The organism is Streptomyces sp. NPDC008001, from assembly GCF_042958085.1.
In the GTDB taxonomy this organism is placed as follows: domain Bacteria; phylum Actinomycetota; class Actinomycetes; order Streptomycetales; family Streptomycetaceae; genus Streptomyces.
This window is the reverse complement of sequence record NZ_JBIBIZ010000009.1, coordinates 1-23,000: the sequence shown is the minus strand read 5'-3', so window position 1 is coordinate 23,000 and position 23,000 is coordinate 1. Positions and strand designations below refer to the sequence as shown.

18 protein-coding genes and 1 pseudogene are annotated in these 23,000 nt (G+C 69.7%); 6 read left to right on the top strand and 13 right to left on the bottom strand.

What is annotated here, in order from left to right; all coding sequences use genetic code 11:
• Positions 1–13 precede the first annotated feature (13 nt).
• The 4 genes from ACFZCD_RS23855 (at position 14) to ACFZCD_RS23840 (ending at position 5,061) form a co-directional block, all read left to right on the top strand.
• Positions 14–2,191, top strand: a complete 2,178-nt coding sequence (locus ACFZCD_RS23855) for a hypothetical protein (protein WP_391834069.1) — start codon at positions 14–16, stop codon at positions 2,189–2,191.
• A gap of 35 nt (positions 2,192–2,226) precedes the next feature.
• A complete protein-coding gene (locus ACFZCD_RS23850; protein WP_391834067.1) occupies positions 2,227–2,613 on the top strand; it encodes a hypothetical protein in 387 nt (128 codons plus the stop codon).
• Positions 2,614–2,807: 194 nt separating this feature from the next.
• Positions 2,808–3,866: a hypothetical protein gene (locus tag ACFZCD_RS23845; protein ID WP_391834065.1), complete on the top strand. Its 1,059-nt coding sequence runs from the start codon at positions 2,808–2,810 to the stop codon at positions 3,864–3,866.
• Positions 3,867–3,963: 97 nt separating this feature from the next.
• On the top strand, positions 3,964–5,061 hold the full coding sequence (locus ACFZCD_RS23840; RefSeq protein ID WP_391834063.1) for a hypothetical protein: 1,098 nt from the start codon (positions 3,964–3,966) through the stop codon (positions 5,059–5,061).
• A 15-nt stretch (positions 5,062–5,076) separates the two neighbouring features.
• Here ACFZCD_RS23840 and mycP read toward each other — a convergent pair whose 3' ends face one another.
• Positions 5,077–6,291 carry a type VII secretion-associated serine protease mycosin gene (gene mycP, locus ACFZCD_RS23835; protein WP_391834061.1) on the bottom strand — a complete coding sequence of 405 codons (1,215 nt, stop codon included), beginning with the start codon at positions 6,289–6,291 and terminating at the stop codon, positions 5,077–5,079.
• Positions 6,292–7,589: 1,298 nt separating this feature from the next.
• Between mycP and ACFZCD_RS23830 the strand changes: the two genes are divergently transcribed.
• Entirely contained in the window at positions 7,590–7,967 is a 378-nt protein-coding gene (locus tag ACFZCD_RS23830; protein WP_391834059.1) for a hypothetical protein, read from the top strand.
• On the opposite strand, the gene ACFZCD_RS23825 is transcribed toward ACFZCD_RS23830, so the two are convergent.
• From ACFZCD_RS23825 to ACFZCD_RS23780, 10 genes are all read right to left on the bottom strand, one after another.
• On the bottom strand, positions 7,944–8,456 hold the full coding sequence (locus ACFZCD_RS23825; RefSeq protein ID WP_391834057.1) for a hypothetical protein: 513 nt from the start codon (positions 8,454–8,456) through the stop codon (positions 7,944–7,946). The genes ACFZCD_RS23830 and ACFZCD_RS23825 overlap by 24 nt on opposite strands.
• Positions 8,457–8,579: 123 nt before the next feature.
• Positions 8,580–10,901: a xanthine dehydrogenase family protein molybdopterin-binding subunit gene (locus ACFZCD_RS23820; protein ID WP_391834812.1), complete on the bottom strand. Its 2,322-nt coding sequence runs from the start codon at positions 10,899–10,901 to the stop codon at positions 8,580–8,582.
• Positions 10,902–10,933: 32 nt separating this feature from the next.
• The gene (locus ACFZCD_RS23815) at positions 10,934–13,057 is read right to left on the bottom strand and encodes a 2Fe-2S iron-sulfur cluster-binding protein (protein WP_391834055.1); all 2,124 of its coding nucleotides are present in this window, start codon (positions 13,055–13,057) and stop codon (positions 10,934–10,936) included.
• Entirely contained in the window at positions 13,054–13,950 is an 897-nt protein-coding gene (locus tag ACFZCD_RS23810) for an FAD binding domain-containing protein (protein ID WP_391834053.1), read from the bottom strand. Before ACFZCD_RS23810 ends, ACFZCD_RS23815 begins: the two co-directional genes overlap by 4 nt.
• Positions 13,951–14,248: 298 nt before the next feature.
• Complete coding sequence (locus ACFZCD_RS23805; RefSeq protein ID WP_391834051.1) at positions 14,249–15,976, bottom strand: beta-N-acetylhexosaminidase; 1,728 nt, start codon at positions 15,974–15,976, stop codon at positions 14,249–14,251.
• Between the two features lie 4 nt (positions 15,977–15,980).
• Positions 15,981–16,874: a carbohydrate ABC transporter permease gene (locus ACFZCD_RS23800; protein WP_391834049.1), complete on the bottom strand. Its 894-nt coding sequence runs from the start codon at positions 16,872–16,874 to the stop codon at positions 15,981–15,983.
• Complete coding sequence (locus ACFZCD_RS23795; protein ID WP_391834047.1) at positions 16,871–17,824, bottom strand: carbohydrate ABC transporter permease; 954 nt, start codon at positions 17,822–17,824, stop codon at positions 16,871–16,873. Before ACFZCD_RS23795 ends, ACFZCD_RS23800 begins: the two co-directional genes overlap by 4 nt.
• A gap of 4 nt (positions 17,825–17,828) precedes the next feature.
• Positions 17,829–19,112: an extracellular solute-binding protein gene (locus tag ACFZCD_RS23790; protein WP_391834045.1), complete on the bottom strand. Its 1,284-nt coding sequence runs from the start codon at positions 19,110–19,112 to the stop codon at positions 17,829–17,831.
• Between the two features lie 348 nt (positions 19,113–19,460).
• A complete protein-coding gene (locus ACFZCD_RS23785; protein ID WP_391834043.1) occupies positions 19,461–19,760 on the bottom strand; it encodes a DUF3039 domain-containing protein in 300 nt (99 codons plus the stop codon).
• Between the two features lie 142 nt (positions 19,761–19,902).
• On the bottom strand, positions 19,903–20,496 hold the full coding sequence (locus ACFZCD_RS23780) for a YqgE/AlgH family protein (RefSeq protein WP_391834041.1): 594 nt from the start codon (positions 20,494–20,496) through the stop codon (positions 19,903–19,905).
• 229 nt (positions 20,497–20,725) lie between these two features.
• Here ACFZCD_RS23780 and murA point away from each other — a divergent pair, with 229 nt between their 5' ends.
• On the top strand, positions 20,726–22,069 hold the full coding sequence (murA, locus tag ACFZCD_RS23775; RefSeq protein WP_058044239.1) for a UDP-N-acetylglucosamine 1-carboxyvinyltransferase: 1,344 nt from the start codon (positions 20,726–20,728) through the stop codon (positions 22,067–22,069).
• A 194-nt stretch (positions 22,070–22,263) separates the two neighbouring features.
• On the opposite strand, the gene ACFZCD_RS23770 is transcribed toward murA, so the two are convergent.
• Together ACFZCD_RS23770 and ACFZCD_RS23765 are read right to left on the bottom strand one after the other, a co-directional pair.
• The gene (locus ACFZCD_RS23770) at positions 22,264–22,545 is read right to left on the bottom strand and encodes an HU family DNA-binding protein (RefSeq protein WP_004951951.1); all 282 of its coding nucleotides are present in this window, start codon (positions 22,543–22,545) and stop codon (positions 22,264–22,266) included.
• A gap of 273 nt (positions 22,546–22,818) precedes the next feature.
• Positions 22,819–23,000, bottom strand: a pseudogene (locus ACFZCD_RS23765) (NAD-dependent malic enzyme); the annotation flags it as partial.

Genomic DNA, 23,000 nt, shown 5'->3' with positions numbered 1-23,000 from the left:
CTATCACCAGGTCATGACCACCGACCTCGGCCTGCTGACGAAGGCCGCCGAGGAGTGGGACAAGGCCGCGAAGGACTTCGAGTCCGTCCAGAAGGTCTACGACAGCCAGGTGCGGAGCGTCGCCACCGACGGCTCGTGGACCGGCGTCGCCCGCACGTTCGCGGAGATGACCCACAAGCAGACGTACGAGCAGTTCACCGCTGCCGCCACGGAGGCGCGTGCGATCGCCTCTCTCCTGCGTGACGCACACGCCCAGTTCACGGATCTGCGCGGCAAACTCAAGGCACAGGTCGCCAAGGCCGAAGAGGCGGGCATGAGGGTGTCCGACGACGGCACCGCCCGCTTCGATTTCGAGAAGGCGGACAAGGTTCTCGCGAACGCGGCGCGTCACGACCCGGACCTCCACACGACGGAGAGCTCTTGGACCAAGTCCATTGGCGATCTCGTCCAGGCCTTCGACGACGCCGACCAGGGCGTCAAGCTGGCCCTCACAGCCGCTGTCCAAGACACCGACAAGAACGACGGTATCGACCACAGCTTCAATGCCAAGGCCGAAGGCGACATCGAGAAGGTCGAAGGACGCCGCCAAGCCGAACTGGCGACCAAGCTCAGCTCAACGGGACACCTCGACGCCAAGGAAATGGCCGAGATGCAGCGCCTGTTCCGGGACAACGAGAAGAACAAGGAATTCAGCCAGACCCTCCTCGATTCGCTTGGCCCAAGAAGGACCCTGCTCCTTACGAATCGCCTGCAGGAGGGCGTGGATGGGGCAAGCGAAGCCTCAAAATCCGACTTCAGTAGCATCGAAAGGGGCTTGGCGAACACTCTGGCGACAGCAACCAGCAACCCGGATTCGACCTTCTACGACAAGTGGCGAGAAGGGCTGCGCAAGATCGGCACGGAGGTCGTCGACAGCCGGCAGAAAGTACAGGTGCGGGGCTACCAGTCACTCGTGACGCTGATGTCGCAAGGAAGCGGCTATTCCGCCAGGTTCATCACCGACCTGGGCGATGACATCATCGCTGCCGAGAAAAAGCACCCCGGCGCTTGGGACATGCCGAGCGGAAACAAACTCGCTCATCCACCGCGCTGGCTGGCGGCCGACCCGCTCGACAGTCTTCTTGGCATTGCTGCCCGCGATCCCAAGACAGCCGAGAAGTTCCTCGACCCGGGCCCCGGCAACAGCAACGACCGCCTGCGGTATCTCATACACGACAGAGACTGGAAGACACGTTACGAACTTACGGGAAATTACTCGCACCCGGATGCCGATCAGTTCAGGAAGGTTGAGGACCCGGACGCGCGCAAAGGTCTCGCTTCGGCCATCGAGGCCGCAGCGACAGGGCACACCCCCGAAAGCTCGGCGAAGCTGGCCGATCCCCACACCGTGGGCCAGGCACGGGTCATGCAGAACACCATCGAGTCCCTCAACGGCACATTCGGGGACAAGCTTCCGGAGAATCTTCGCAGTCCGATAGCCCGGACAATTGCGGGCTATGCTCCCGATACTCATGAGATCTTGACAGGGCAGAACCCGAGATATGGATACGAGGGTGGGCTCAAGAACCCATGGACCAAGGATGGCGAGTCACACCTGGCGGTGGATCAGCAGAGTCTCGTCAGAGTGATTCGCGGAGTGTCCGACGACCCTAAGAATTTCTCCCTGATCTACAACACAGAGCGCGCGTACTCGGCGGACGTGCTGGCCAGAATGCCGGACAGGCCGAGCGGCGCAAACACCGATTGGAACGTGCCCAGCCGGGATGTAGGAGTGGCCTTCGGCGCGCTCAATGCAGTTGGCGCTGACGTCATTATGGATACGCAGGATGCGCGCAAGACCTGGGCAGACGATGTGGCCCGGTACGGCTATCACCTCGGCGGAGCTCCTGTGACCGGGTTGCCGATCATAGGCGACGCCGCACAGCGAACCATTGACGCCGCTGCCTATGACTGGTCCAAGGACATCAAGAACCTTGCCGACGAGAAGGCTCGCGGAGAACTCGCCAAGGACTGGACCAAGGACACCGCTTCGGTGAAGGATCTCATCGACGCCTCTGCGAAGACACGACACATCGACCCGACGGAACCCCGGGACCCGCATTACAACGATGTGAAGCAGATGAGGCAGGAAGCCGAGCAGAGTTATTCAGCCGGTCGCAACAAGGCACTCACCTACCTTCGACCGAACTAAGGGCTCTGCAGAGGAGCCGTCAGAGAGAGGCAAGCATGGCGGATCAAGCACAGCAGGACACCACGACTCCGAGCTCGAAGAGCGCCTCGGACAGACACCCTGGAAAGGCGGCACACCAGGTTCGACTGGTCCTGCTGGTGCTATTGGCGGCCGGTGCCGTCCTTGCTCTCCTCATGCCCATCGAGTTCGAAAAGAGCTATGGCATCTTCGAGAAGGAGACTAAGCGACTGAAGTGCGGCTCGGTTATTTTTCCGCGGGAAGAAGTCGGGTCCACCACGTACAACCTGGATTGCGCCGTCGCCCGGAGCCGGCACCTGGGCTACGCAGGGTTGTGCTTGGCAGGAGCCGTCGTGGTGACGGCGTTCGGACTGGCGAAGCAGGCGGGCGCCCGAGCCAACGGCACGACCGCCCGCCAAGGCTAGCTCCGGGCAGCGGATTTTCTGCGGCTGCCGAGAACGGTGGGGGTGACGTCCAGCAGGGCTGCGGCTCCGGGCCGAACGATCACACAGTGCTGCAGCACACACCAGGAAGCGAACACGTCAGTATGAACAAGCGAGTTCCCGCGCATCCAGAGGGCGAAGCTGCGAGTCCAAATATAAAGGGACGCCGTCGTGCCATGCTCATCACCGCCCTCACGCTGACGATTGCGCTGGCATGCGCAGGGGCATTTTTCGCCTTCGGCGGATACTCTCACTGGCAGGCCGAAAAGTTACTGACTCAAACCTGCCAAGGGATTCTGCCGCGCGGTGAACTCGAATCTCTGATGATGTCGGACGACCTGCACGGCACGAGTGAACGAATGATCGAGGGTAATGCCGGGTGGCTGGACGGCTGCTCCGTCAAGGCACAGGAAGGGAAAAAGGGGACCACTCAGTTCGGCATAGGGTGGAGTGGCCAGGCCGGCATGCCGCTATCCGCCCTTGGCCGGGTCAACTTCGCCGGCGACGGCGGAACCGCTACTCCGATCGGGAACGGCTGGACGGGATCCATGACTTGGTCCGGCGGCCACGGAGACGCAAGTGTGCTGCTGGCGTGCCAGGGGATGGACAAGAGCCTTCTGGTGAGCGTCAGGTCCTATCGAGGACTCATCGAGGATGAGGTCGACCAAGGATTCGGCGCTCTGGCCAAAGTATCAACCCTGGCCGCCCAAAACGCGGCCCACAAATGGGGTTGTAACGCGCAGATGGGCGACCCCGTGCACTCTGCCACTGCCCCGCTGAAGAGGGTGCGCAAGCTGCCGCCCCTCCATCAGGCAACCGGAAGCTGCCGAGCCATGATCCCCTTCGCTTCCGCTCTTTCATCAAAGGGCATCCGTAAGGTGATTGACACACCCCTCGACAATTCCCTCATTGAGGACTGCAACCTGTTGGACGCCGAGGGGAACTCTGTGTACCGGTTCTCTGCCTACTACGGCCCATACGCCCGTGATCTCCTCAGCACACAGGCTTTGCCGACCCCTTCCCCCGCCGGCCTCGACCAGAATTCCGGGGCCGCGTGGGCAAGTACGCAATGCCACAACTTCTTTGGAACAGCCCGTTTCACCAGTGGTCTCGTCTACGACTCTGCCGGGAAGGCCTCGGCATCAGTCGATGCTGACCTACAGCGCGAGCTCTTGGCTGCGTTCGTGAAGGGCTCAGCGGAACGTCACGGATGCTCGGACGTACAGCTTCCGTGAGTGCACTCCTCCGGAGCCTGGGTTCCGGGCAGGAACGGCATGACAGCGCCCGCCCTGCTGCCCGATTCATCCACGCCCTCGTACAAGGACCATTGCCGTGTCTCGCACCCGTCCTCGCCGACTGATTACCGTATTCGCTGTTCTCGTCTGCCTGCTGTTCGTGGCCGGAGGAACCTTCTACCTTTCGGGTGGCTACGAGAGCTGGCGCGACGAGCGATCCTTGAAAGCCGCCTGTAAAGGTCTGCTCTCCAAGGAGGACGCCCGATCGGTTTCGGCCGGGAGCCGGGTCTATGCGATGCAAGACCACCAGTTCGGCTTCCTCTTCCCCGAGGACCACGCCGACATCACCAACTGTGTACTGAAGGACCGGGACGCCCACAGCGTTCTCGCTGTTGACATCCACTGGAACTCGAAGGCCCGCACCGCCACGCGGACACTGCAGTATCAGCTGCAACAAGACACCCGCACCGGCATCGTCCCGATCGGGGCGGGCTGGCCCGGGTCGATCGCCGCTGACGACGACCAGCTTTTCGGGATCGTCGAGCTCACATGCCGCAACAAGCAGAACGAAGGCTTGCTTGTCACCTCGCAGGCCCTCTACATAAAGGCTGATGACGAGAGTCGCGCAGGCCTCGCCCGATTTACCACCAGCACCGCGAAGAACGCGGCCGAAAAGTTCGGCTGCGATGCCCCCGTGGGCAGGGCGGTCACGAGCAGCGTCGCACCGGACCCTGTCCGGCACCGCGTCCCTCTCGACAAGGCGACAGGGGTGTGCGCCCCAGTGGTGGCCCTCAGTGAAGGCGTCCGGCGGGCCGGAGCGACCTCCGCGGGGGATGCCCCCTCCGATCCGCACACACTGGCGGAGGGCTGCTACCTGAACGACGCCCACGGTTACCAGCTCTACCGGCTGACGGCTTCCTACGGGAGCCTCGCCGAGAACGTCCGCCGTGCGGCCAGAGAGTTCGATGTGACCGACGATTCCGGATTCGACGAAAAAGCCCACCGGGGATACGGCAGCGCCCAGTGCGCCGACAGCTCGACACGCTCGTTCTACACGCTGAAACCCATCATGGTCGGCCCCGGCAAGGGCCTTACCGTCAAGAATCCGGACCCACAGTTCGAACGCGCTGCCCTCAAGGCATTCGCCGAACACTCAGCGAAGACGCACGGCTGCCATGACCTGAAACTCCCGTGACCCGGCCTTGGGGCTTCAGAGGGCGGCGCTACCTCGATCGGTCTTGCGGCGGCGGCTGAGGACGATGGGGGTGGCGATGGCCGCGCCCAGCAGGACTGCTGCTCCGGCGCCGAGGGCGATCCATTTGGTGGAGAGACCACCGTTGTTGGCCGAGGCTTCGGTGCCGGCGTGCTTGGAGAGTCTGTCGGCGGTGTCCGTGCCGTCACCATTCTTCGGTTCCTGCGACGCGGTCGGGCCCGGGAGGGGGTTCACGTCGGCCGGGCCCGGGTCGCCCGGGTCCTTGAGGGCGATACGGGGGCGGACGGCGCCGTAGCCGACGTAATCGTTGCGCTTTTCAGCCGTGCCGGTGCCGCCGGCGGTGTTGATGAGGACGCGGGTTACCTGGTTTGCGGTCCAGGTGGGGTGGACGGACCAGATTAGGGCGGCGGAGGCGGCGGCTAGGGCGGAGGCGCCGCTGGTGCCGCTGCCTCGGCAGACTTCCGTGCCGCCCGGGCAGGCGGAGATGACACCGGCTCCAGGCGCGGACAAGTCCACCTGAGGGCCATGTTGCGACCAACTTGCGGTGTCACCATTCTGGTCGAGACCAGCCACGCCGATGACACCTGGGTAGGCAGCTGGATACTCCACCGCGTTGCTCTTGTCTCCCGAGTTGCCGACCGCAGCGAAGACCAGTTTCCCCTTCCTTAGGGCATAGGCGACGGCCTTCTCCGCCTCATCGCTCCGGCGCGGACTACCCAGGGAGATGTTTATGATCTTTGCATCCGAATCCGCCGCATAGTAGAGCGCGTCGACCATCGCTTGATTCTGGTCCAACAAGTCTTTATTCGCTTCAACGCGGACAGGAAGGACCTTTACGCCAGGGGCAAGGCCATAGGATCCTGTGTCGCTACCTCTCTTTCCCGTACCGGCGATGAGACCTGCCATGCTGCTGCCATGACCATCATTGTCTCTTCGTGCATCGCCTGGCTGCCCTGAGAAGTTCTTCCCTTCCAGAACCTGTCCCCGTAGATCAGGAAGTCTCGCATCAACGCCTGTGTCGATCACTGCAACCGTGACTCCTGCGCCAGTGCTGGTCTCCCACATCTCTTCCGCGTGCATGGCGTCCAAATGCCACTGACGGGAGCGGATGGTGTCGGCGTGGGCTGACGAGACCGACACCAAGACCAGCGAGGCGAGAACGGCGATAGCCGTTCCCGCCCATGTGCCACGTACGGCACAGGTACTACGCATGCGGACTTCCTCTACTCGATGACCGGGGGCACAACGCGCTTATCGTCCTGGGTCCAGGTCTCCTCGTCCTCGACGAGATAGTCAGGACGTCGCCCCCCGGACGGCCGCTCCGAGGTAACGCCTCCCACACCCGCAGGAGGCATGAAGCCGCCCATCATGCCGCGTCTAGCTGACGAGTTGCCGCGACTCTCTCCCGCAGCACCGCCCCGGACCAAGCCCGTACCGCCCGGGGTGAAAGCCGTACTGCCACCCCTCTCTGGGCTTTGCCCCGGACGACGCCCGACGACTCCACCAGGCTCTGATGCCCTAGCACGGCCAACTGCGTCCCCTGATCCTCCCGTCGGAGGTGTCGACACTCCGCCGAAACCCGCCCCCGGGGCCATGGGAGAACGGGGCTGACTCTGCCTCTGGGACGGCTCCGCGCCGAAGACCGGAGACCGACTGGGGTTCTGCGTCGGCACGGACGGTCCGCGCGGCGTGGGACGCCCACCGACAATCCCGTCGCGCGGAAAATTCGGCACCCTCATGTCCGGACGACGACTGGCACCAGCCCCGGGGCCCGGTCCTGGGACCCTAGGTGTCGGCCTAGCCCCTCGTTCAGGGATAGGCCCCCCTGGGCGGCGTCCTGGATCGGTGCTCCGTCGGTCAGGCATCGGCCAGCCCGGGACAGGAACGTGCGGCACAGGAATCTGAGGTTTCCCGGCATCTGATGGAATGACCGGATACCGGTCCGGCTGCGGGACCGGTACGCGGTGTGGTGCTTCAACACCGCCGGACAGGTCCAAGTCTGGCCGTCGACTTGGCTGCCCTACGGTTGCGGTTGACTTCTGCACGCCTCCGGCGTCGCCACCGGTTGAAATGCCGCCCGCATAATCCGCTGGCGAACCTCCTGCAACTCCACCAGACGGCAGTGCACCGGAGCCGCCACCAGGCAAAGCCAGATGTTCACGTTCTTCCCGGGTGGGATCTTGGCGGCCCGGCATCACGTCATCCGGCATAGGCCGAAAATTAGGCCTGACCGCCTGCAGCAGCTGCGTCCCCGAGTGGTCGTACGACTCCGACAGCGCCTTCATCAAGCCGGCCGCCGCCTTCTGCTTCTCCCTGAGTCGTTCCTGGGCGTCCCACGCCTCCTTGTGCGTGGGGCTGTCCGTGGGGCTTTCGGGCTTGAGGCCTTCCATCCAGGGTGGGGGGACCTCCTTCAGTGGGAGGAGTTGTTTCTTCAGCCAGGTGTCGACTGTGGCCTTGTCCTCGGGCGAGTACTTCGGCATGGCCTTCGCCCTGCTGAGGTCCCTGGAGGCGTGGCCCAGCCACTCGTCGGCCTTCAGGGCGTAGTCGCCGAGCCGGATGGTCTCATTGGCCATGGAGTGGCCCCACCTGCGGAAGGCCTCGCCGGCCTGGCCCGACCAGATAACGCCTTCCATGTGCTTCTTGAGGTCGTCGCCGAGCTTCTTGATGGCCTGGCCCGCGCCGTTGAGTTTGTGGCCGACGGCGATGACGCGGTGATGGTCCGCGTGCTCGACCATGGCCTGCAGTTTCTCGTGCGGCATGGTGTAGAAGTCTTGGACGGGCGTGCACATCGGAGGGAGACGAGGGTCTTTATCGCTTTTGGCCGGGATTCGGGCGGTCATGAGTGCTGTTCGTCCTTCCCTCGTCTAGAAGTTGCTGTGGCCGTCTGATCCGCCGGTCCCGCCGTGGCCGCTGTTGGTGCGCAGTTCCGTGCGGGGTCCGGTTCGCGACGTGTGGGGCCGGGCCTGGTCGGCTTCCGGGTCCAGTTTGGGGTCATACTGGCGCTGTATCCGCTCGTGGATCGCCCAGAGCTTCTCCCGCTCCTCCGCGTCCGTGTTGGCGTAGCCCCCGTGGGCGTCCAGCACGGCGGCACCCATGGCCTCGATCTGGTCGTTGAGGAGCTGAGCCAGCGTCATCAGGTCGTTGTGGACCGTGTAGTAGATGCCGTACAGCGCGTCCGCCGCGCTGAAGTCTTTGCCGAGGTCGGCCGATGACAGGGCCGTGTCGGCTACTTGATGTGGTGATCCGTCGGATTCGTCCAGCGTTCGCAGCAGTTCGTCGACCCGGCCCTTGAACTTCTTCAACGAGGCCAGTTCGAGGGCCAGGTCGCTGCCCTGCGGGCCCTCCGCCGATCCCCCCGGCGATGCATGCTCGGTCACGTGCGCCTCTTCACAGCCTTCCCCACCCGCCGGCCGCCGGTTCCCCGCCAACCTCCGGCCGTCACATGTAACTTCACGCTACACACTACTGCCGGGCAGTGACACTCACATAAGTGCGGGTGCTCAGGAGTTGACGGCCACCGCCGCCTGCGGGCGGATCGGGAGGCGGTTGACCGGGCGGCCCGTGGCGGCGCGTACGGCTGCTGCTACTGCTGCCGGGCTCGTGACCACCGGTACGGCGCTGATCGCCTTGGCCCCGAAAGGAGCAACGACGTCCCGCTCCTCGACCAGCTTCACGATGTGGACGTCCGGGGTGTCCAGTGACGTGGGAAGGGCGTAGCCCGTGAAGTCCGGGCGGCGGACCTGGCCCGCGGCCGTGCGGAGGTTTTCGGTCAGGGCCGCGCCGACGCCCTGGGTGATGCCGGCTTCGATGCGGGCGCGGGCCTGGAGGGGGTTCAGCACGCGGCCCACGTCCTGGGCCACCGCCATCTCGACCACGCGCACCGAGCCGAGTTCCACGTCCACGTCGACGACCGCGCGCACGGCGCAGAACGCCATGCCCACGAACGCGTCGCCCTGGCCCGACTCGTCCAGCGGCTCCGTGGGGTGCGGGCGGCACTGGGCCGTGGCCCAGAGTTCCTTGCCCTCCAGGGCCTCGGCGACCGTCGTGCTCAGGACGCCGTCGTACGACGTGATCTTGCCGTCGGCGATCGTCAGCAGCTCCGCCGACATGCCGAACTGGGCGGCGAGCGGCTGCAGCAGTTGCGTCCGCACCATCCGCGCCGCCCGCTCGACCGCACCGCCCGAGACCCACGTGTGGCGGCTGTGCGCGCCGGGGCCGGACGGGGGCTGGTCGGTGTCGACGGGGGCGACGTAGACCTCGTCCAGGCCGAGGACCTCCTGGACGATCTGGCGGGCCAGCGTGGCGAAGCCCTGGCCCGTCTCGACGGCCGCGCAGATGACCGTGGCCGTCGGGCCCGTCACCTTGACCGTCGCCGTGGAGACCTCGTCCGCGCCCTCCGCGCCGAGCATGTGCACCATGCCCAGGCCGTAGCCGACGCCGCGCCGCACCGCGCCCGGCTCGCCCGCGCCGTCGGGGCCGCCAGGGAGGAGCCACTCCGTCTCGGGGTCGTCGGCGGGGAAGGCGGGCAGGGGGTAGTCGCGGACGGCGCGCAGGAGTTCGGCGACGGGCGCCGGGCAGGTGACGGTCTGGCCGGTGGGCAGCAGGTCGCCCGTGGCCAGTACGTTGCGCAGGCGCAGCTCCGCCGGGTCGAGGCCCAGGCGCGCCGCGAGCTTGTCCATCTGGCCCTCGTACGCGGCGCACACCTGCATGGCGCCCTCGCCGCGCACGTGGCCGGACGGCGGGTTGTTGGTGCGCACGGCCCAGCCTTCGACGAAGGCGTGCGGCACGACGTACGGGCCGCAGGCGAAGGCCACGGCGGCGGCGAGCGCGTCCGAGGACGAGTCGGCGTAGGCGCCGGCGTCCAGCAGGATCTGCGCCTCGACCTTCACCAGCTTGCCGTCGGCGTCCGCGTGGTGGCGGTAGCGCAGCAGCGTGGGGTGGCGGTGCGGGTGGGCGAGGAAGGACTCCTCGCGGGTGGCGACGAGCTTCACCGGGTGGCCCGTGCGGAGCGCGAGCAGGCCGAGCGGCAGCTGCATGCCGGGGTCCTCGCGGTCGCCCATCGCCCCGGGCACGCCGGTGACGACGACCCGCACGCGCTCGGGCTCCAGGCCGAAGCAGGCGGCGGCCAGGTCGCGGTCGGCGTGGGGATCCGTCGACGCCGTGTAGATCTCGACGCCGCCGTCTGGGCGGGGCACGGCCAGGCCGGCCTCGGCCCCGATGGGCGCCGGGTCCTGGCGGCCGATCCGGTACAGGCCCTCGACGATCACCTCGCCGACCGCCTCCGGGTCGCCGAAGCGCAGCGGGATGTGCCGGATCAGGTTGCCGTCGGGGTGCAGCGGCTCGGCGGAGAACGCCTGCTCGGGGTCGGTGACCGGCTCCAGCACCTCGTACTCGACGGCGATGGCCGCCGCGGCCAGCCGCGCCGTGTCGGGGTGGTCGGCCGCGACGGCGGCGATCGGCTCGCCGTGGTGGCGCACGATGCCGGACGCGAACACCGGGCGGTCGGCGATCCTGCGGCCGTGCGCGGCGTCGCCCGGCACGTCCGCGTGCGTGATGACGGCACGGACGCCCGGCATCCGGGCGGCCTCGGAGGTGTCGATCGACAGGATGCGGGCGTGCGGGTGCGGGGAGCGCAGCAGCGCGGCCCACAGCAGCCCCTCGGCCCACAGGTCGGCCGCGTACGGGTAGATGCCCTGGGTCTTGGCCTCCGCGTCGGCCGGGAGGAGGGAGGCGCCGATGCCGTGCGACGGTTCGGCGTGGCCGGGCGAGGTGAGCAGGGGGACGGTGATGGCCGTGGCGCCGCCGTCGGCCGCGCCGGCCATTCCCGTCATACCGCCCATTCCGCCGCTTCCCGTCATGCCGTCGCCTTTCCGCTGCCCCCGCCGTGCGGGCCCGCCTGGTGCGGGATGCGGGCCTGGTCCGCATCCGGCTGCGCAGCTTCGTGCTGCTGATGCGTGTCCTGAAGATCCTGCTGGAGCTCCTGCTCGTGCGCCGCGGCCGCCTCGCGCTCGTCGACGACCTGGCGGACCGCGTCGAGCACGCCCCGGTAGCCCGAGCAGCGGCAGAGGTTGCCGCAGAGGGCCTGGCGGGTCTCCAGCTCGGTCGGAGCGTGGTTGCCCTCCAGCAGGTCGTGCATGGTCATCGCCATGCCCGGCACGCAGAAGCCGCACTGCACGGCGCCGCACTCGGCGAGCGCCCGCTGCACGTCCGACGGCCGGCCGTCGACGGCCAGGCCCTCGACCGTACGGACCTCCGAACCGGCGGCCGTGGCCGCCGGCACGAGGCACGACGCGACGAGCCGCCCGTCGACCTGCACGGAGCAGGCCCCGCACTCGCCCTGCGAACAGCCGTCCTTGGCCCCGGCCAGACCGAGGCGCTCGCGCAGCACGTACAGCAGCGACTCGCCGATCCAGGCGTCCGTCACGGGCCGGTCGGTGCCGTTGACGCGGAGGACGTACGAGGTGCAGGGGTGCTCGGTGTGCGGCCCGGCGAGGGGGTCGTGGCCGAGCGGGTCGGAACCGAGCGGGTCGTGGCCGAGCGGGTCGGGCGCGACGGGGTCATGCCCGGTGGAGTCGTGTCCGCTGGAGCCGTGCCCGGCCGAATCGTCGCCGGCCTCGGCCGGGGCGGCCGCCGGCGCCGCATCCGCTACGGCTTCGGCCGCGTCCGGCCCGCCCTGCGGCGGTACGAACTGCTCGGGCAGCGTGGGCTGGGCAGGCTGCGGGGGCTGCGGGGGCTGCGCCGGATCCTGCGGCAGGGTGGGCTGGGCGTGCTGCCCGGCCTCGCCGGGCAGCTGCCCGGCCTGCTCCGGAAGGGCGTCCGGACGGGCGTCCGGATGGGCATCGGCATGGACATCCGAGTGGCCGTCGGCGTGGACCTCGGCGTGACCATCCGAGGGGGCCTCCGGCCGGCCTTCCTGGTGCGGGAACGCCCCCGCGTGCAGCGGCTGCTGCTGAGGCTGAGGCTGAGGCTGCGCGGACGGCTCCGGCGCACCGGCCGGGCCTTCCCGCTCCGCCATCGACACCATCGGCGCGGCCGTCTCCACCGTCTCCGCGGCAGGCTGCTGCCCGCTGTCCGACGCCGCCCCGGCCGGATTGTCGCCCGTACCGGTGACATCGGTGACGTACTGCGGCACGGTGAACGCGCCCGTCACGTCCACGGCCGGCGCCGCAGAAGGCTCCGCAGAAGCAGAAGGCACCGCAGAAGACTCCGCAACCGGAACCGACCACTGACCGGTTCCGCCGTCGCTCACCACCGGCGTACCGGCAGCAGGCGTGGCCGCGGCCAGGGACTGGCGCCAGGAGTCGTCGACGGGCTGCGCCGCCCAAGGAGCGGGAGCCGGATCATGCGCCGGGGCATGGGCCTGACCGGGCGCCGGAGCGTGAGCTTGGCCGGGCGCCGGAGCGTGGGCCTGGCCGGGCGCCGCACCCGCGGACTCCGGGGCATGGCCGCCGTGGACGAGGTACTCGCCGGACTCGTCCACGGGGTCGTCGCCCACGACCGGCACGGACCACTGCCCCGTCGAACCGTCACCCGGCACCGGCCACTGCGCGGTGTCATGCGGGTCGGCGTCGTTGTAGTGAGCGTCGCCGGTGTAGGCACCGGCGGGGTGAGCCTCATCGGCGTAAGCGTCATCGACGTAGGCGTCATCGGCGTGCGCGTCACCGGCAGGCGCCCCGGCCTGCTGGTACCCCCACTGCCCGTGCTGTCCGTGCTGCCCCTGCTGCCCGTACTGTCCGTGCGTCCCCGCAGCCGACGGCGCGTGCTGCCAGGAGTCCGCCGGCGGCGGCGTGTACCCGCCCGAACCGGCCGCGGCCAGCGGGTCCCAGGCGCCCGTGCCGGACGCGGCCGCGCCCGGGTGGGCGAGGAGCTCCGGGGGCAGCTGGAGGAACGTGGTGCCCTCGTCGTACTCCCCGCCGCCCGGAACCGGCTGCCAGCCGCCCGGGCCGGCCGTGCGGGCCTGTCGCTGTTCGTCACTCACGCGAGTGCCCTCCCCAGTGCTCGGCGGGCCAGAGTCGCCACCGTACGACGCAGGTGCAGCGCGGCGGGCGGCAGGGTGCCCGGCTCCCCGCCGTCGGGAGCGGGCGCGGGGTCCGGGATGCACGCCGCGGCGACGTACTCGCCGAAGGCGGCGCACGCCTCGGGGGCGAGCGTGCGCTCGCCGTCCCAGTCGATGAGGGAGGCGACCCAGCGCTCGGCGTCGAGGGGGCGCAGCGGCATGGGCGCGACGGCGCCCACCGCGCAGCGCACGCCCCGCCGGGCGGGGTCGAGGACGACGGCCACGGACGCGGTGGCGCGGCCCGGGCCGGTGCGTCCGGTGGCCTTGAGGAAGGTCTGCGGGGCGTGCAGGAGCGGCACGCGGACGTAGCCGATGAGCTCGCCCGGGCCGAGCATCTCGTAACCGGCCAGGAGGTGGCCGACGGGGATCTCGCGGCGGCTGCCGCCGGGCCCGGCGATGACGAGGGAGGCTTCGAGGGCGGCGAGAACGGGCAGGGCGTCGCCGGTCGGCGCGGCGGAGGCGATGTTGCCCCCGAGCGTGCCGGCGTTGCGGATCTGGGGCGGGCCGGCGGCGCGCGCGGCGGCGGCGAGCGCCGGGATGAGGGCCGCGAAGTCCGGGCGGCCCATCCGGGCGTGGGTGAGGCCGGCGCCGAGCAGGGCGTGGCCGTCCTGGTACTGCCAGCCGCGGATCTCGCTGATGCGGCCGAGGCCGACGAGGCCCGCCGGCCGCAGCAGACCGGAGTTGACGGCCGCCATCAGATCGGTGCCACCCGCGACGGGCACGGCCGCGGGCATGGCGGCCAGCGCCGCCACGGCCTCGTCGAGCGAGCCCGGCAGCGTCACCTTGTGCGCCGCCTGCGGTGCGTGCGTGGTCAACCCAGCTGCCCCTTCCCCGGTGGTCCCGGCTGTCCGGCCTGATCCCGCCGTACGATCCCGCCGTACGGTACGTCCTCACGGCCCGGACGTGGCAACTCTGGCACATCTTCGGACTCCGCCGTCGCGAGGGTCCACGAACCGCCGATCCGTCCCCCGCAATGCGAATGGTCCGATTTTCGGGGGTGTCCCCACTGTGCACGGATTGCCATTGTTAGGGGGCCTTTTTACGACTTACGGCAGTGTGTGAAGGACCACCGTGCCAGCCGCCCGCCGCCGGGACGCGCAGCTTGGCCGTGGCTCACACGATCGGGGGCGCGCCCTCGATCGGGCGTCCGAGGAGGCCGGGGCGGCGCTGCCAGGGCCGGGGGCCGCCCGGAGGCCGGTAGCCGACGCCCAGGGCGTCGAGCCGGGCGTAATGGGCGGTCATACGGCGTTCGAAAGCCGGGTAGTCGCGCTCGGCGGGGGCGGGCAGCCGCGACCAGACCGTCTCGGCGAAGGCGGCGAGGCGCGGGAAGGCCTGGTAGTCGACGCGTTGCTGGTCCTCCGTCACCTCGCTCCAGAGGTTGGCCTGGGCGCCCAGGACGCGGGCGGCCTCGGCCCCGGTGAGCTCCGGCGGAACGGGCTCGAAGCGGTAGACGTCCTCCAGGGTGCGGACGTAGCCGATGGGCACGGGCTCGTCCGGGCCGTCCGCCTGCCGGTGGTCCAGGTACACCTGCTGTTCGGGGCACATGACGACGTCGTGCCCGGCGCGCGCCGCCGCGATGCCGCCCGCGTAGCCGCGCCACGAGGAGACCGTGGCGCCTTCCGCGAGGCCTCCTTCGAGGATCTCGTCCCAGCCGGCCAGGCGCCGACCGCGCTCGGCCAGCCAGCGGTCGAAGTGCCGGACGAACCAGCTCTGCAGCTCGTCCTCGCCGGCCAGCCCCAGTTCGCGGATCCGGGCCTGCGCGGCCGGCGACGCCCGCCACTGGTCCTTGGGGCACTCGTCGCCGCCGATGTGCACGAACGGCGAGGGGAAGAGGGCGAGGACCTCGGTGAGGACGTCCTCGTAGAAGGCGAGGGTCCGGTCGGACGGGGCGAGGACGTTCGGGCTGATGCCCCACGTGTCCCGGACCGTCAGGGCCGACGTGTCGACGACGTCGGTGTTGCCGAGCCAGGGGTAGGCGGCGATGGCGGCCTGTGAGTGGCCCGGGATGTCGATCTCGGGGACGACGGTGATGTGGCGCTCGGCGGCGTACGCGACGATCTCGCGGATGTCGTCCTGCGTGTAGTAGCCGCCGTGCGGCCGCTCGTCCCACACCGGCGAGGCCCGGTGGCCGAGCTTGGTGCGGGAGCGCCACGCGCCCACCTCGGTGAGCCGGGGGTGGCGCAGGATCTCGATGCGCCAGCCCTGGTCGTCCGTCAGGTGCAGGTGCAGGACGTTGAGCTTGTGGGCGGCGAGCAGGTCCAGGTACCGCAGCACGCCGTCCTTGGGCAGGAAGTGGCGGGCCACGTCGAGGAGGACGCCGCGCCAGCGGAAGCGTGGCGCGTCCTCCACGGCGGCCATCGGCACCGTCCACTCGTGCCGGCCCGTCACGGGCGCCCGCCGGAAGGCCTCGGGGCCGAGCAGCTGACGCAGGGTCTGCGCGCCCCAGAAGACGCCGGCTGCGCTGCCGCCGTCGATGACGATTCCGTCACCCTCGACACGGAGGCGGTATCCCTCCGGGCCGAGCTCGCGCGTCACCTCCGGGCGTATGCGGAGGACGATGCGGTCGTGGTGTTCATCGTCATCGGGGTCCTGGGGGTCGCCGGGCCCATAGGGGTCGTCACCGGCGGGCAGGGGCAGGCCGGTGGCCGCGCCGATCGTGGTGCGCAGCCAGTGCGCGACGCTCTCCGTGCCGGGCGCGGCGCTGACGGCGGTGTACTGGTCGAGGACGAAGACGCCGTGGGGCGGGATCCCGTCGATGCCGCGGGGAGCGGGGATCAGGTCCGCAAGAGGCTCCGCAAGGGACGGCTCCGGGCGGGAAGCGGACTTTCCGGAACGACTCATGGCATCAATCCTTCACCGCTCCGCCCAGGCCCGACACGAGCCTGCGCTGCACGAGTACGAAGAAGACGAGGACCGGCACGGTCATGACGGTCGACGCCGCCATGATGCCGCCCCAGTCGTTGCCCTCGTCCTTGAAGAAGACGAGGAGCGCCATCGGCAGGGTGGAGTTCTCGGTGGCGCTGACGATGAAGGACTTCGCGAAGAGGAAGTCGTTCCACGTCGAGATGAACGAGAAGACGCTCGTGGCGACGAGCCCGGGCAGGACCAGCGGGAAGAGGATCTGCCACAGGAAGCGGGCGCGGCTCGCCCCGTCGAGGTACGCGGCCTCCTCCAGCGCCTCCGGCACCGCCCGGACGAAGCCGCGCAGCATCCAGATCGCGAAGGGCAGCGAGAAGGCGATGTGCGGCAGGATCAGCGCGCCGAGTGTGTTGAGGCCGATGCCGGGCACGTACGCGCCGGCGTCGCGCAGCAGGAAGAACAGCGGGATGGTGAGCGCTTCGACGGGCACCATCTGGGCGACGAGGAACATCACGAGCAGGGTCGTCCGGAACCGGAAGCGGAAGCGGGTGACGGCGGTCGCGGCGAGGAAGGCCACGAGCGCGGAGACGACGACCACGGTGCCCGCGACGAGCAGGCTGTTGAGGAAGTAGCGCGCGAAGTCCTGCTGACCGAAGACGCGGCGGAAGGCGTCCAGGGTGGGCGCGGAGGTCCACGGGCGGGGCCGGTCCGACTGCACTTCGCCGACCGGTTTCAGCGCGGACAGGGCCATCCAGTAGAGGGGGAAGGCGACCACGGCGGCAGTCAGCAGCGCGGCGGCCTCGGCGGCGAGGCGCCACGGCCGGCGGACACGGAGGACGCGGCGGAGGTATGGGAGGCTGCGGACCCGGGTGAAGCTCATATCTCCTCCCCCTGGCGCCGCAGCAGCCGCAAGTACCCGAGGGTGACCCCGAGCAGGATCAGCAGCATGACGACGCCGATCGCCGAGCCGAGGCTGTACTGCGACGACGCGAACGCCTTCTGGTACGCGTAGACGTTCAGGGTCAGGTTCTGCCCGGCGACTCCGCCGCCGTTGGTCATGACGTAGATCTGGGTGAAGACCTTGAAGTCCCAGATGACCGACTGGATGGTGACGACGACCAGGACCGGCCGGAGCATCGGCGCCGTGACCCCGCGCCAGATGCGCCACTGCGAGGCGCCGTCCAGGGCGGCGGCCTCCAGGACCTCGCTCGGGACGGCCCGGATGCCGGCGTAGACGGTCACCATCACGAAGGGGAACGAGCACCAGACGACTTCGAGGAGGACGAGCGCGAAGGCGCTGTAGCGGTCGTACGTCCACGCGTAGCCGTCGAAACCGCTCATCCCGAGCCGGGTGAGCAACTTGTCCACAGGCCCGAAGTCGGCGTCGAAGAGGAAGAGCCAGACGGTCGATCCGGTGACGGCGGGCGTGGCCCAGGCGCCGAGCGCGGCGGCCGTCAGGGCCAGGCGCGGCAGCGCGCGGACGCGGGTGAGGAGCACGGCGAGCGCGCAGCCGGCGGCGAGGGTGCAGAGCACGCAGGCGGCCGCGAAGAGGACGGTGGTGACGAGCACCTCCCGGAACTGGCCGTCGCGGAAGAGCGCGGCATAGTTGCCGAAGCCCTGGAAGGAGGTCGGGCGGCCGCCGCTGACCTGAGCCTGGGTGTACTCCAGGAAGGAGATGAGCCCGAGCTGGTAGACGGGGTAGACCAGGAGGCCGCCGAGGAGGACGAGGGCGGGGGCGAGGTAGAGCCAGGGGGTCCGGGCGCCGCCGGCACCCCGGCCGGGAGCACGCGTTCCGCCGGAGGCGCCGCGTATCCCGTTGCGGGCCCGCATCGCCTCAGCCCGCCGCTCTGAAGGCGCTGTTCATCTTCTTCGCCGCGGCCGACGCCGCGTCGTCCACGCTCCTGCGGCCGCTCACGATCTCCTGGAACATGACCGGCAGGACCTGGCCCGCGTCGATGGCGCCCCAGGCGGGCGTCACGGGCACGAAGGCCGCACCGGACGCGAGCGTCCTCACGAAGGGCTCCACGTACGGCTGTCTGCGGGCGGCTTCCCGGCGCACGTCCGTGTAGGTGGGCAGGAAGCCCATGGCGTCGAAGAGGCCGGACTGGGTGCGCTTGCCGGTGAGGGTCCGCAGCAGATCGACGGCGAGCGTGCGGTGCGAACTGCTCTTGAGGACACCGAGGTTGTTCCCGCCCGAGAAGGCGGGGGCGATGCTGCCGTCGCCGACGCCGGGCAGCGGCACGACCGCGTACTTGCCCTTGGCCTTGCCGTTCTCGACGGCCCGGTGGCTGAAGTCCCCGCCGATGGCCATGGCCGCCTTGCCCGCCGCGAACGCCTCGACGGTGGCGTTGCCGCCCAGCTGCGCGCACTTGGCGGGCGGGCAGTTGTGGTCGCCGAAAAGGGCGGTGTACTCGCTGATGCCCCGCTTTGCGGCCGCGCTGTCGATGGTCGCGGCGTACTTCCTGCCCTTCTTCTCCGCTATCTCGCCGCCGTTGGCCCATACGAAGGGCAGTGCGCCGTACGTGTACGAGCCGCCCACCACGAGCCCGTAGAGCTCCGGCCGCTCCCGGTGGATGCGGCGCGCGGTCTCCGCGAGCTGCGCCAGGGTGCGCGGAGGGCGGAGTCCGAGGTCGCGGAAGACGTCGGTGCGGTAGTAGAGGGCGCGGACGCCGACGAACAGCGGGGCGCCGTAGACCTTCCCGTCCACGGTGACCGAGCGGCGGGCGGCGGGGTCGGTGTCCTTCGCCTCGGGCCAGGCGGCGAAGTCGGCGGTGACGTCCGCCAGTCCGCCGTCCTTCACATAGGCGGCGGTGTCGGTGTTGCCGTACTCGATGACGTCCGGGGCGCTCCGGGGGTCGTTGAAGGCGGCTTTGATCCGCTGGGCGCGCGTCTCGACGGGGATGTAGGTGACGTCGACGCGGACGCCGCGGTGCTCCCGGGCGAAGGCGGCGACGGCTCTGTCGACCACGGCGGCCTTGGGCGCGTTGCCGACCTCCCGGAAGAGCCAGACCCGCAGGCGGCCCGTACGGTCGTCGCCTTGCGCCGCACCCGTGGCCGTGGAGGGGGCGCAGGAGGACAGGACGGCGGCGAGGGCGGCGGCCGCCACCAGGGCCGCCACGCCGGACGATCCCGAGGGGCCGGACAAGCGGCCGGACAAGTGGCCGGAGGGACGGCCGGACGAACGGGATAGGCCCGGTAAGACCGATAAGCCGGATAAGCAGCCGGACAGCGTCATGGGATCCCTCCCGGGTGGCGTTGCAACCAACGCGTTGCAACATGCGCAATGGGCGTTTCGCTCAGCACAACTGGCAGGAGCGTAGGTGCGCGTCACAGCGCCCGGCAAGAGGTCTCGACCACTCTGTGATCGGCGAAAGCACACCGTGCAACGCACGCGGCCCCCGGTGCGCGCCGAAGCGCGCCCCAGGGGCCGGGAAGGATGTGGGGCCTGCGGCGGGGAGGCCGGGGACTACTTCTTGTCGCCGCCCTTGCCGCCCTTGCCGCCCTTGTCGTCTCCGCCGGCGCCCATGCCCTCGAAGATCTCCTTGCACATCGGGCAGACCGGGTACTTCTTCGGGTCGCGCCCGGGGACCCAGACCTTGCCGCACAGGGCGACGACCGGGGAACCGGAGAGCGCGCTCTCCATGATCTTGTCCTTCTGGACGTAGTGGGCGTAGCGCTCGTGGTCGCCGTCGCCGTGCGACACCTGCGGCGTCGGCTCTACGAGGGTGCCGGTCCCTGCCCCGCGCTCGGGCTCAAGAGTGCTCATGGTCTCCAAGGGTACTGGGGAGCGCGGCCGAGGTCCGATCCCCGGTCCGGCCGTTTCCCCCACAGGACGCACCGCCGCCCGCCGCAGGACGCGCCGCCGCCCGGGCGGGCCCCCAGCGAGGGCCACGGCGCGGCGCGCGGCGTCAGTTCAGGCTCGGATCGTCCGGATACGTGGCCACCATGGCCAGCTCGTTCCGCTGGCGCCGGAGCACCGCGCGCCACAACTGGGACGGGTCGGGCGAGGAGACGTCACCCGGCTCGGACTCCACCACGTACCACGCGCCCTCGACCAGCTCGTCCTCCAGCTGGCCCGGCCCCCAGCCCGCGTAGCCGGCGAAGATCCGCAGCGAGCCGAGGGCGGCCGCGAGCAGCTCCGGCGGGGCCTCCAGGTCGACGAGGCCGATCGCGCCGTGGACGCGGCGCCAGCCGAGCGGGCCGTCGCCGGCGGCGGCGGAGCCCGCCTTCTCGCGCCCCTCCCCCGGCACGACCGCCACGCCCAGCGCCGAGTCGAGCGAGACCGGACCGCCCTGGAAGACCACGCCCGGCTCCCCGGCCAGCGCCGCCCAGGACTCCAGGATGTCGGCCACGCCGACCGGGGTCGGGCGGTTCAGGACCACTCCGAGGGAACCCTCCTCGTCGTGATCGAGCAGCAACACCACCGCGCGGTCGAAATTCGGGTCAGCGAGCGCCGGTGTCGCGACAAGCAGTCGTCCTGTGAGCGAGGACACCTCGGACATGGGCACATGATCCCGCATTTCGGGCCCGCGCGGGGAGTGGACGTCCGGTCCGGCAAGAAAGGGGTGGCCACCGGCGCGCCGCCGATAACCGGTAGCGACCATTCCATTAACGGAGCGTGTTGTTGCAAAGCCATGACGTGCCCGGAGGCCCCTCGGGCATGCAGGACGGCCCCCTGGTCGCATTACCCTTTCTTCTTGCCCCCTGCCCAACTCCAGGAACGCGAGATCCATGACCGGCCCTGACGATGTCCTGCTTGTCCACGGCGGTACCCCGCTCGAGGGCGAGATCCGTGTCCGCGGCGCGAAGAACCTCGTGCCGAAGGCCATGGTCGCCGCGCTGCTCGGGCACGGTCCCAGCCGGCTGCGGAACGTCCCCGACATCCGCGACGTGCGCGTCGTGCGCGGACTGCTGCAGCTGCACGGTGTGACCGTCCGCCCCGGCGACGAGCCCGGCGAGCTGGTCCTCGACCCCACGTACGTGGAGAGCGCCAACGTCGCGGACATCGACGCGCACGCCGGCTCCTCGCGCATCCCGATCCTGCTCTGCGGCCCGCTGCTGCACCGGCTCGGCCACGCCTTCATCCCGGGCCTGGGCGGCTGCGACATCGGCGGCCGGCCGATCGACTTCCACTTCGAGGTGCTGCGCCAGTTCGGCGCGACCATCGAGAAGCGCGAGGGCGGCCAGTACCTGGAGGCCCCGCAGCGGCTGCGCGGCTGCAAGATCCGCCTGCCCTACCCCTCGGTCGGCGCGACCGAGCAGGTGCTGCTGACCGCCGTGCTGGCGGAGGGCGTCACGGAGCTGTCCAACGCCGCCGTGGAGCCGGAGATCGAGGACCTCATCTGCGTGCTGCAGAAGATGGGCGCGATCATCGCCATGGACACCGACCGGACCATCCGGATCACCGGTGTCGACAAGCTCGGCGGCTACAACCACCGCGCGCTCTCCGACCGCCTGGAGGCGGCCTCCTGGGCGTCCGCGGCGCTGGCCACCGGGGGCAACATCTACGTGCGCGGCGCGCAGCAGCGCTCGATGATGACCTTCCTCAACACCTACCGCAAGGTCGGTGGCGCCTTCGAGATCGACGACGAGGGCATCCGCTTCTGGCACCCGGGCGGCTCGCTCAACGCCATCGCGCTGGAGACGGACGTCCACCCCGGCTTCCAGACGGACTGGCAGCAGCCGCTGGTCGTCGCGCTGACGCAGGCGTCGGGCCTGTCCATCGTCCACGAGACGGTGTACGAGTCGCGCCTCGGTTTCACCTCGGCGCTCAACCAGATGGGTGCGCACATCCAGCTGTACCGCGAGTGCCTCGGCGGTTCCGCGTGCCGCTTCGGCCAGCGCAACTTCCTGCACTCGGCGGTCGTCTCCGGCCCGACGAAGCTCCAGGGCTCCGACATGGTCGTCCCGGACCTCCGCGGCGGCTTCTCGTACCTGATCGCGGCCCTGGCCGCGGAGGGCACCTCGCGGGTCCACGGCATCGACCTGATCAACCGCGGCTACGAGAACTTCATGCAGAAATTGAAGGACCTCGGGGCGAACGTGGAGATGCCGGGCGGCGACACCGGCGCCTGAGGGCAGCCATTCTGACGGGGCGTAAGCGCCTGTACGAGCCATCCAAGGCCCGTGCAGGCGCTTTCGCGCATCCGGGTGACCCCAGGGCCCTCCACGGGCCGCCCAGGCCCCGTGGAGGGCCCTGGAAAGCCCGAAGGGCGGTCACCCCGACCGGGGTGACCGCCCTTCCAGCGCTGAGCGCAGCGCTAAAGGCCTTACTTGCCCTTGGCGGCTTCCTTGAGCTTGGAGCCCGCGGAGACCTTCACGCTGTAACCGGCAGCGATCTGGATCGGCTCACCCGTCTGCGGGTTGCGAGCGGTCCGAGCGGCACGGTGGGTGCGCTCGAAGGTCAGGAAGCCGGGGATGGTGACCTTCTCGTCGCCCTTGGCGACGACCTCGCCGACGGTCTCGGCGAGCGCGGCCAGAACGGCGTCGGCGTCCTTGCGGGTCACCTCGGCGCGGTCGGCCAGCGCGGCCACCAGCTCACTGCGGTTCATGTTGTACTCCCGTGTTCTTCTTGCCAATGAGGCGTGAGATCGAAGCCGATGCTGCCAGGGCCCTCGGACAGTCCCCGGACCCGGGTCCGTTGCCAGACCCTCGCGCCCGGTTACGCATCCTGCCCCCACCAGTGGCGGGAAAGCCAATCCGGCACCCTGGAGAGTCACACGGAAAGCGGCACAGCCTCGGATACAGCCGCATTTCTGCGGCCTGATTTCTGCCCGACACCTTAGGGGCAGGTCGCGGGCCCGAAGGCCCGCGACGCGCCGTCATCAGACGGTCGTGGTGCCCGTCACAGCCGCGCCGGCGGCCTTCGCGGCCTCGCGCACCGCGCCCGCGACCGTCCCCGAGACCTTCTCGTTGAAGACGCTGGGGATGATGTAGTTGGCGTTGAGTTCGTCCTCGGTGACGACGTCGGCGAGGGCGCGGGCGGCGGCCAGCATCATGTCGGTGT

Excerpts from the sequence above, each read along its gene's own strand:
- ACFZCD_RS23805 (WP_391834051.1), bottom strand. The coding sequence starts at position 15,976 with ATGAGTCGTTCCGGAAAGTCCGCTTCCCGCCCGGAGCCGTCCCTTGCG.
- ACFZCD_RS23780 (WP_391834041.1), bottom strand. The coding sequence starts at position 20,496 with ATGTCCGAGGTGTCCTCGCTCACAGGACGACTGCTTGTCGCGACACCG.
- ACFZCD_RS23785 (WP_391834043.1), bottom strand. The coding sequence starts at position 19,760 with ATGAGCACTCTTGAGCCCGAGCGCGGGGCAGGGACCGGCACCCTCGTA.
- ACFZCD_RS23795 (WP_391834047.1), bottom strand. The coding sequence starts at position 17,824 with ATGCGGGCCCGCAACGGGATACGCGGCGCCTCCGGCGGAACGCGTGCT.
- ACFZCD_RS23850 (WP_391834067.1), top strand. The coding sequence starts at position 2,227 with ATGGCGGATCAAGCACAGCAGGACACCACGACTCCGAGCTCGAAGAGC.
- ACFZCD_RS23820 (WP_391834812.1), bottom strand. The coding sequence starts at position 10,901 with ATGGCCGGCGCGGCCGACGGCGGCGCCACGGCCATCACCGTCCCCCTG.
- ACFZCD_RS23800 (WP_391834049.1), bottom strand. The coding sequence starts at position 16,874 with ATGAGCTTCACCCGGGTCCGCAGCCTCCCATACCTCCGCCGCGTCCTC.
- ACFZCD_RS23770 (WP_004951951.1), bottom strand. The coding sequence starts at position 22,545 with ATGAACCGCAGTGAGCTGGTGGCCGCGCTGGCCGACCGCGCCGAGGTG.
- ACFZCD_RS23845 (WP_391834065.1), top strand. The coding sequence starts at position 2,808 with ATGCTCATCACCGCCCTCACGCTGACGATTGCGCTGGCATGCGCAGGG.
- murA (WP_058044239.1), top strand. The coding sequence starts at position 20,726 with ATGACCGGCCCTGACGATGTCCTGCTTGTCCACGGCGGTACCCCGCTC.
- mycP (WP_391834061.1), bottom strand. The coding sequence starts at position 6,291 with ATGCGTAGTACCTGTGCCGTACGTGGCACATGGGCGGGAACGGCTATC.
- ACFZCD_RS23855 (WP_391834069.1), top strand. The coding sequence starts at position 14 with ATGACCACCGACCTCGGCCTGCTGACGAAGGCCGCCGAGGAGTGGGAC.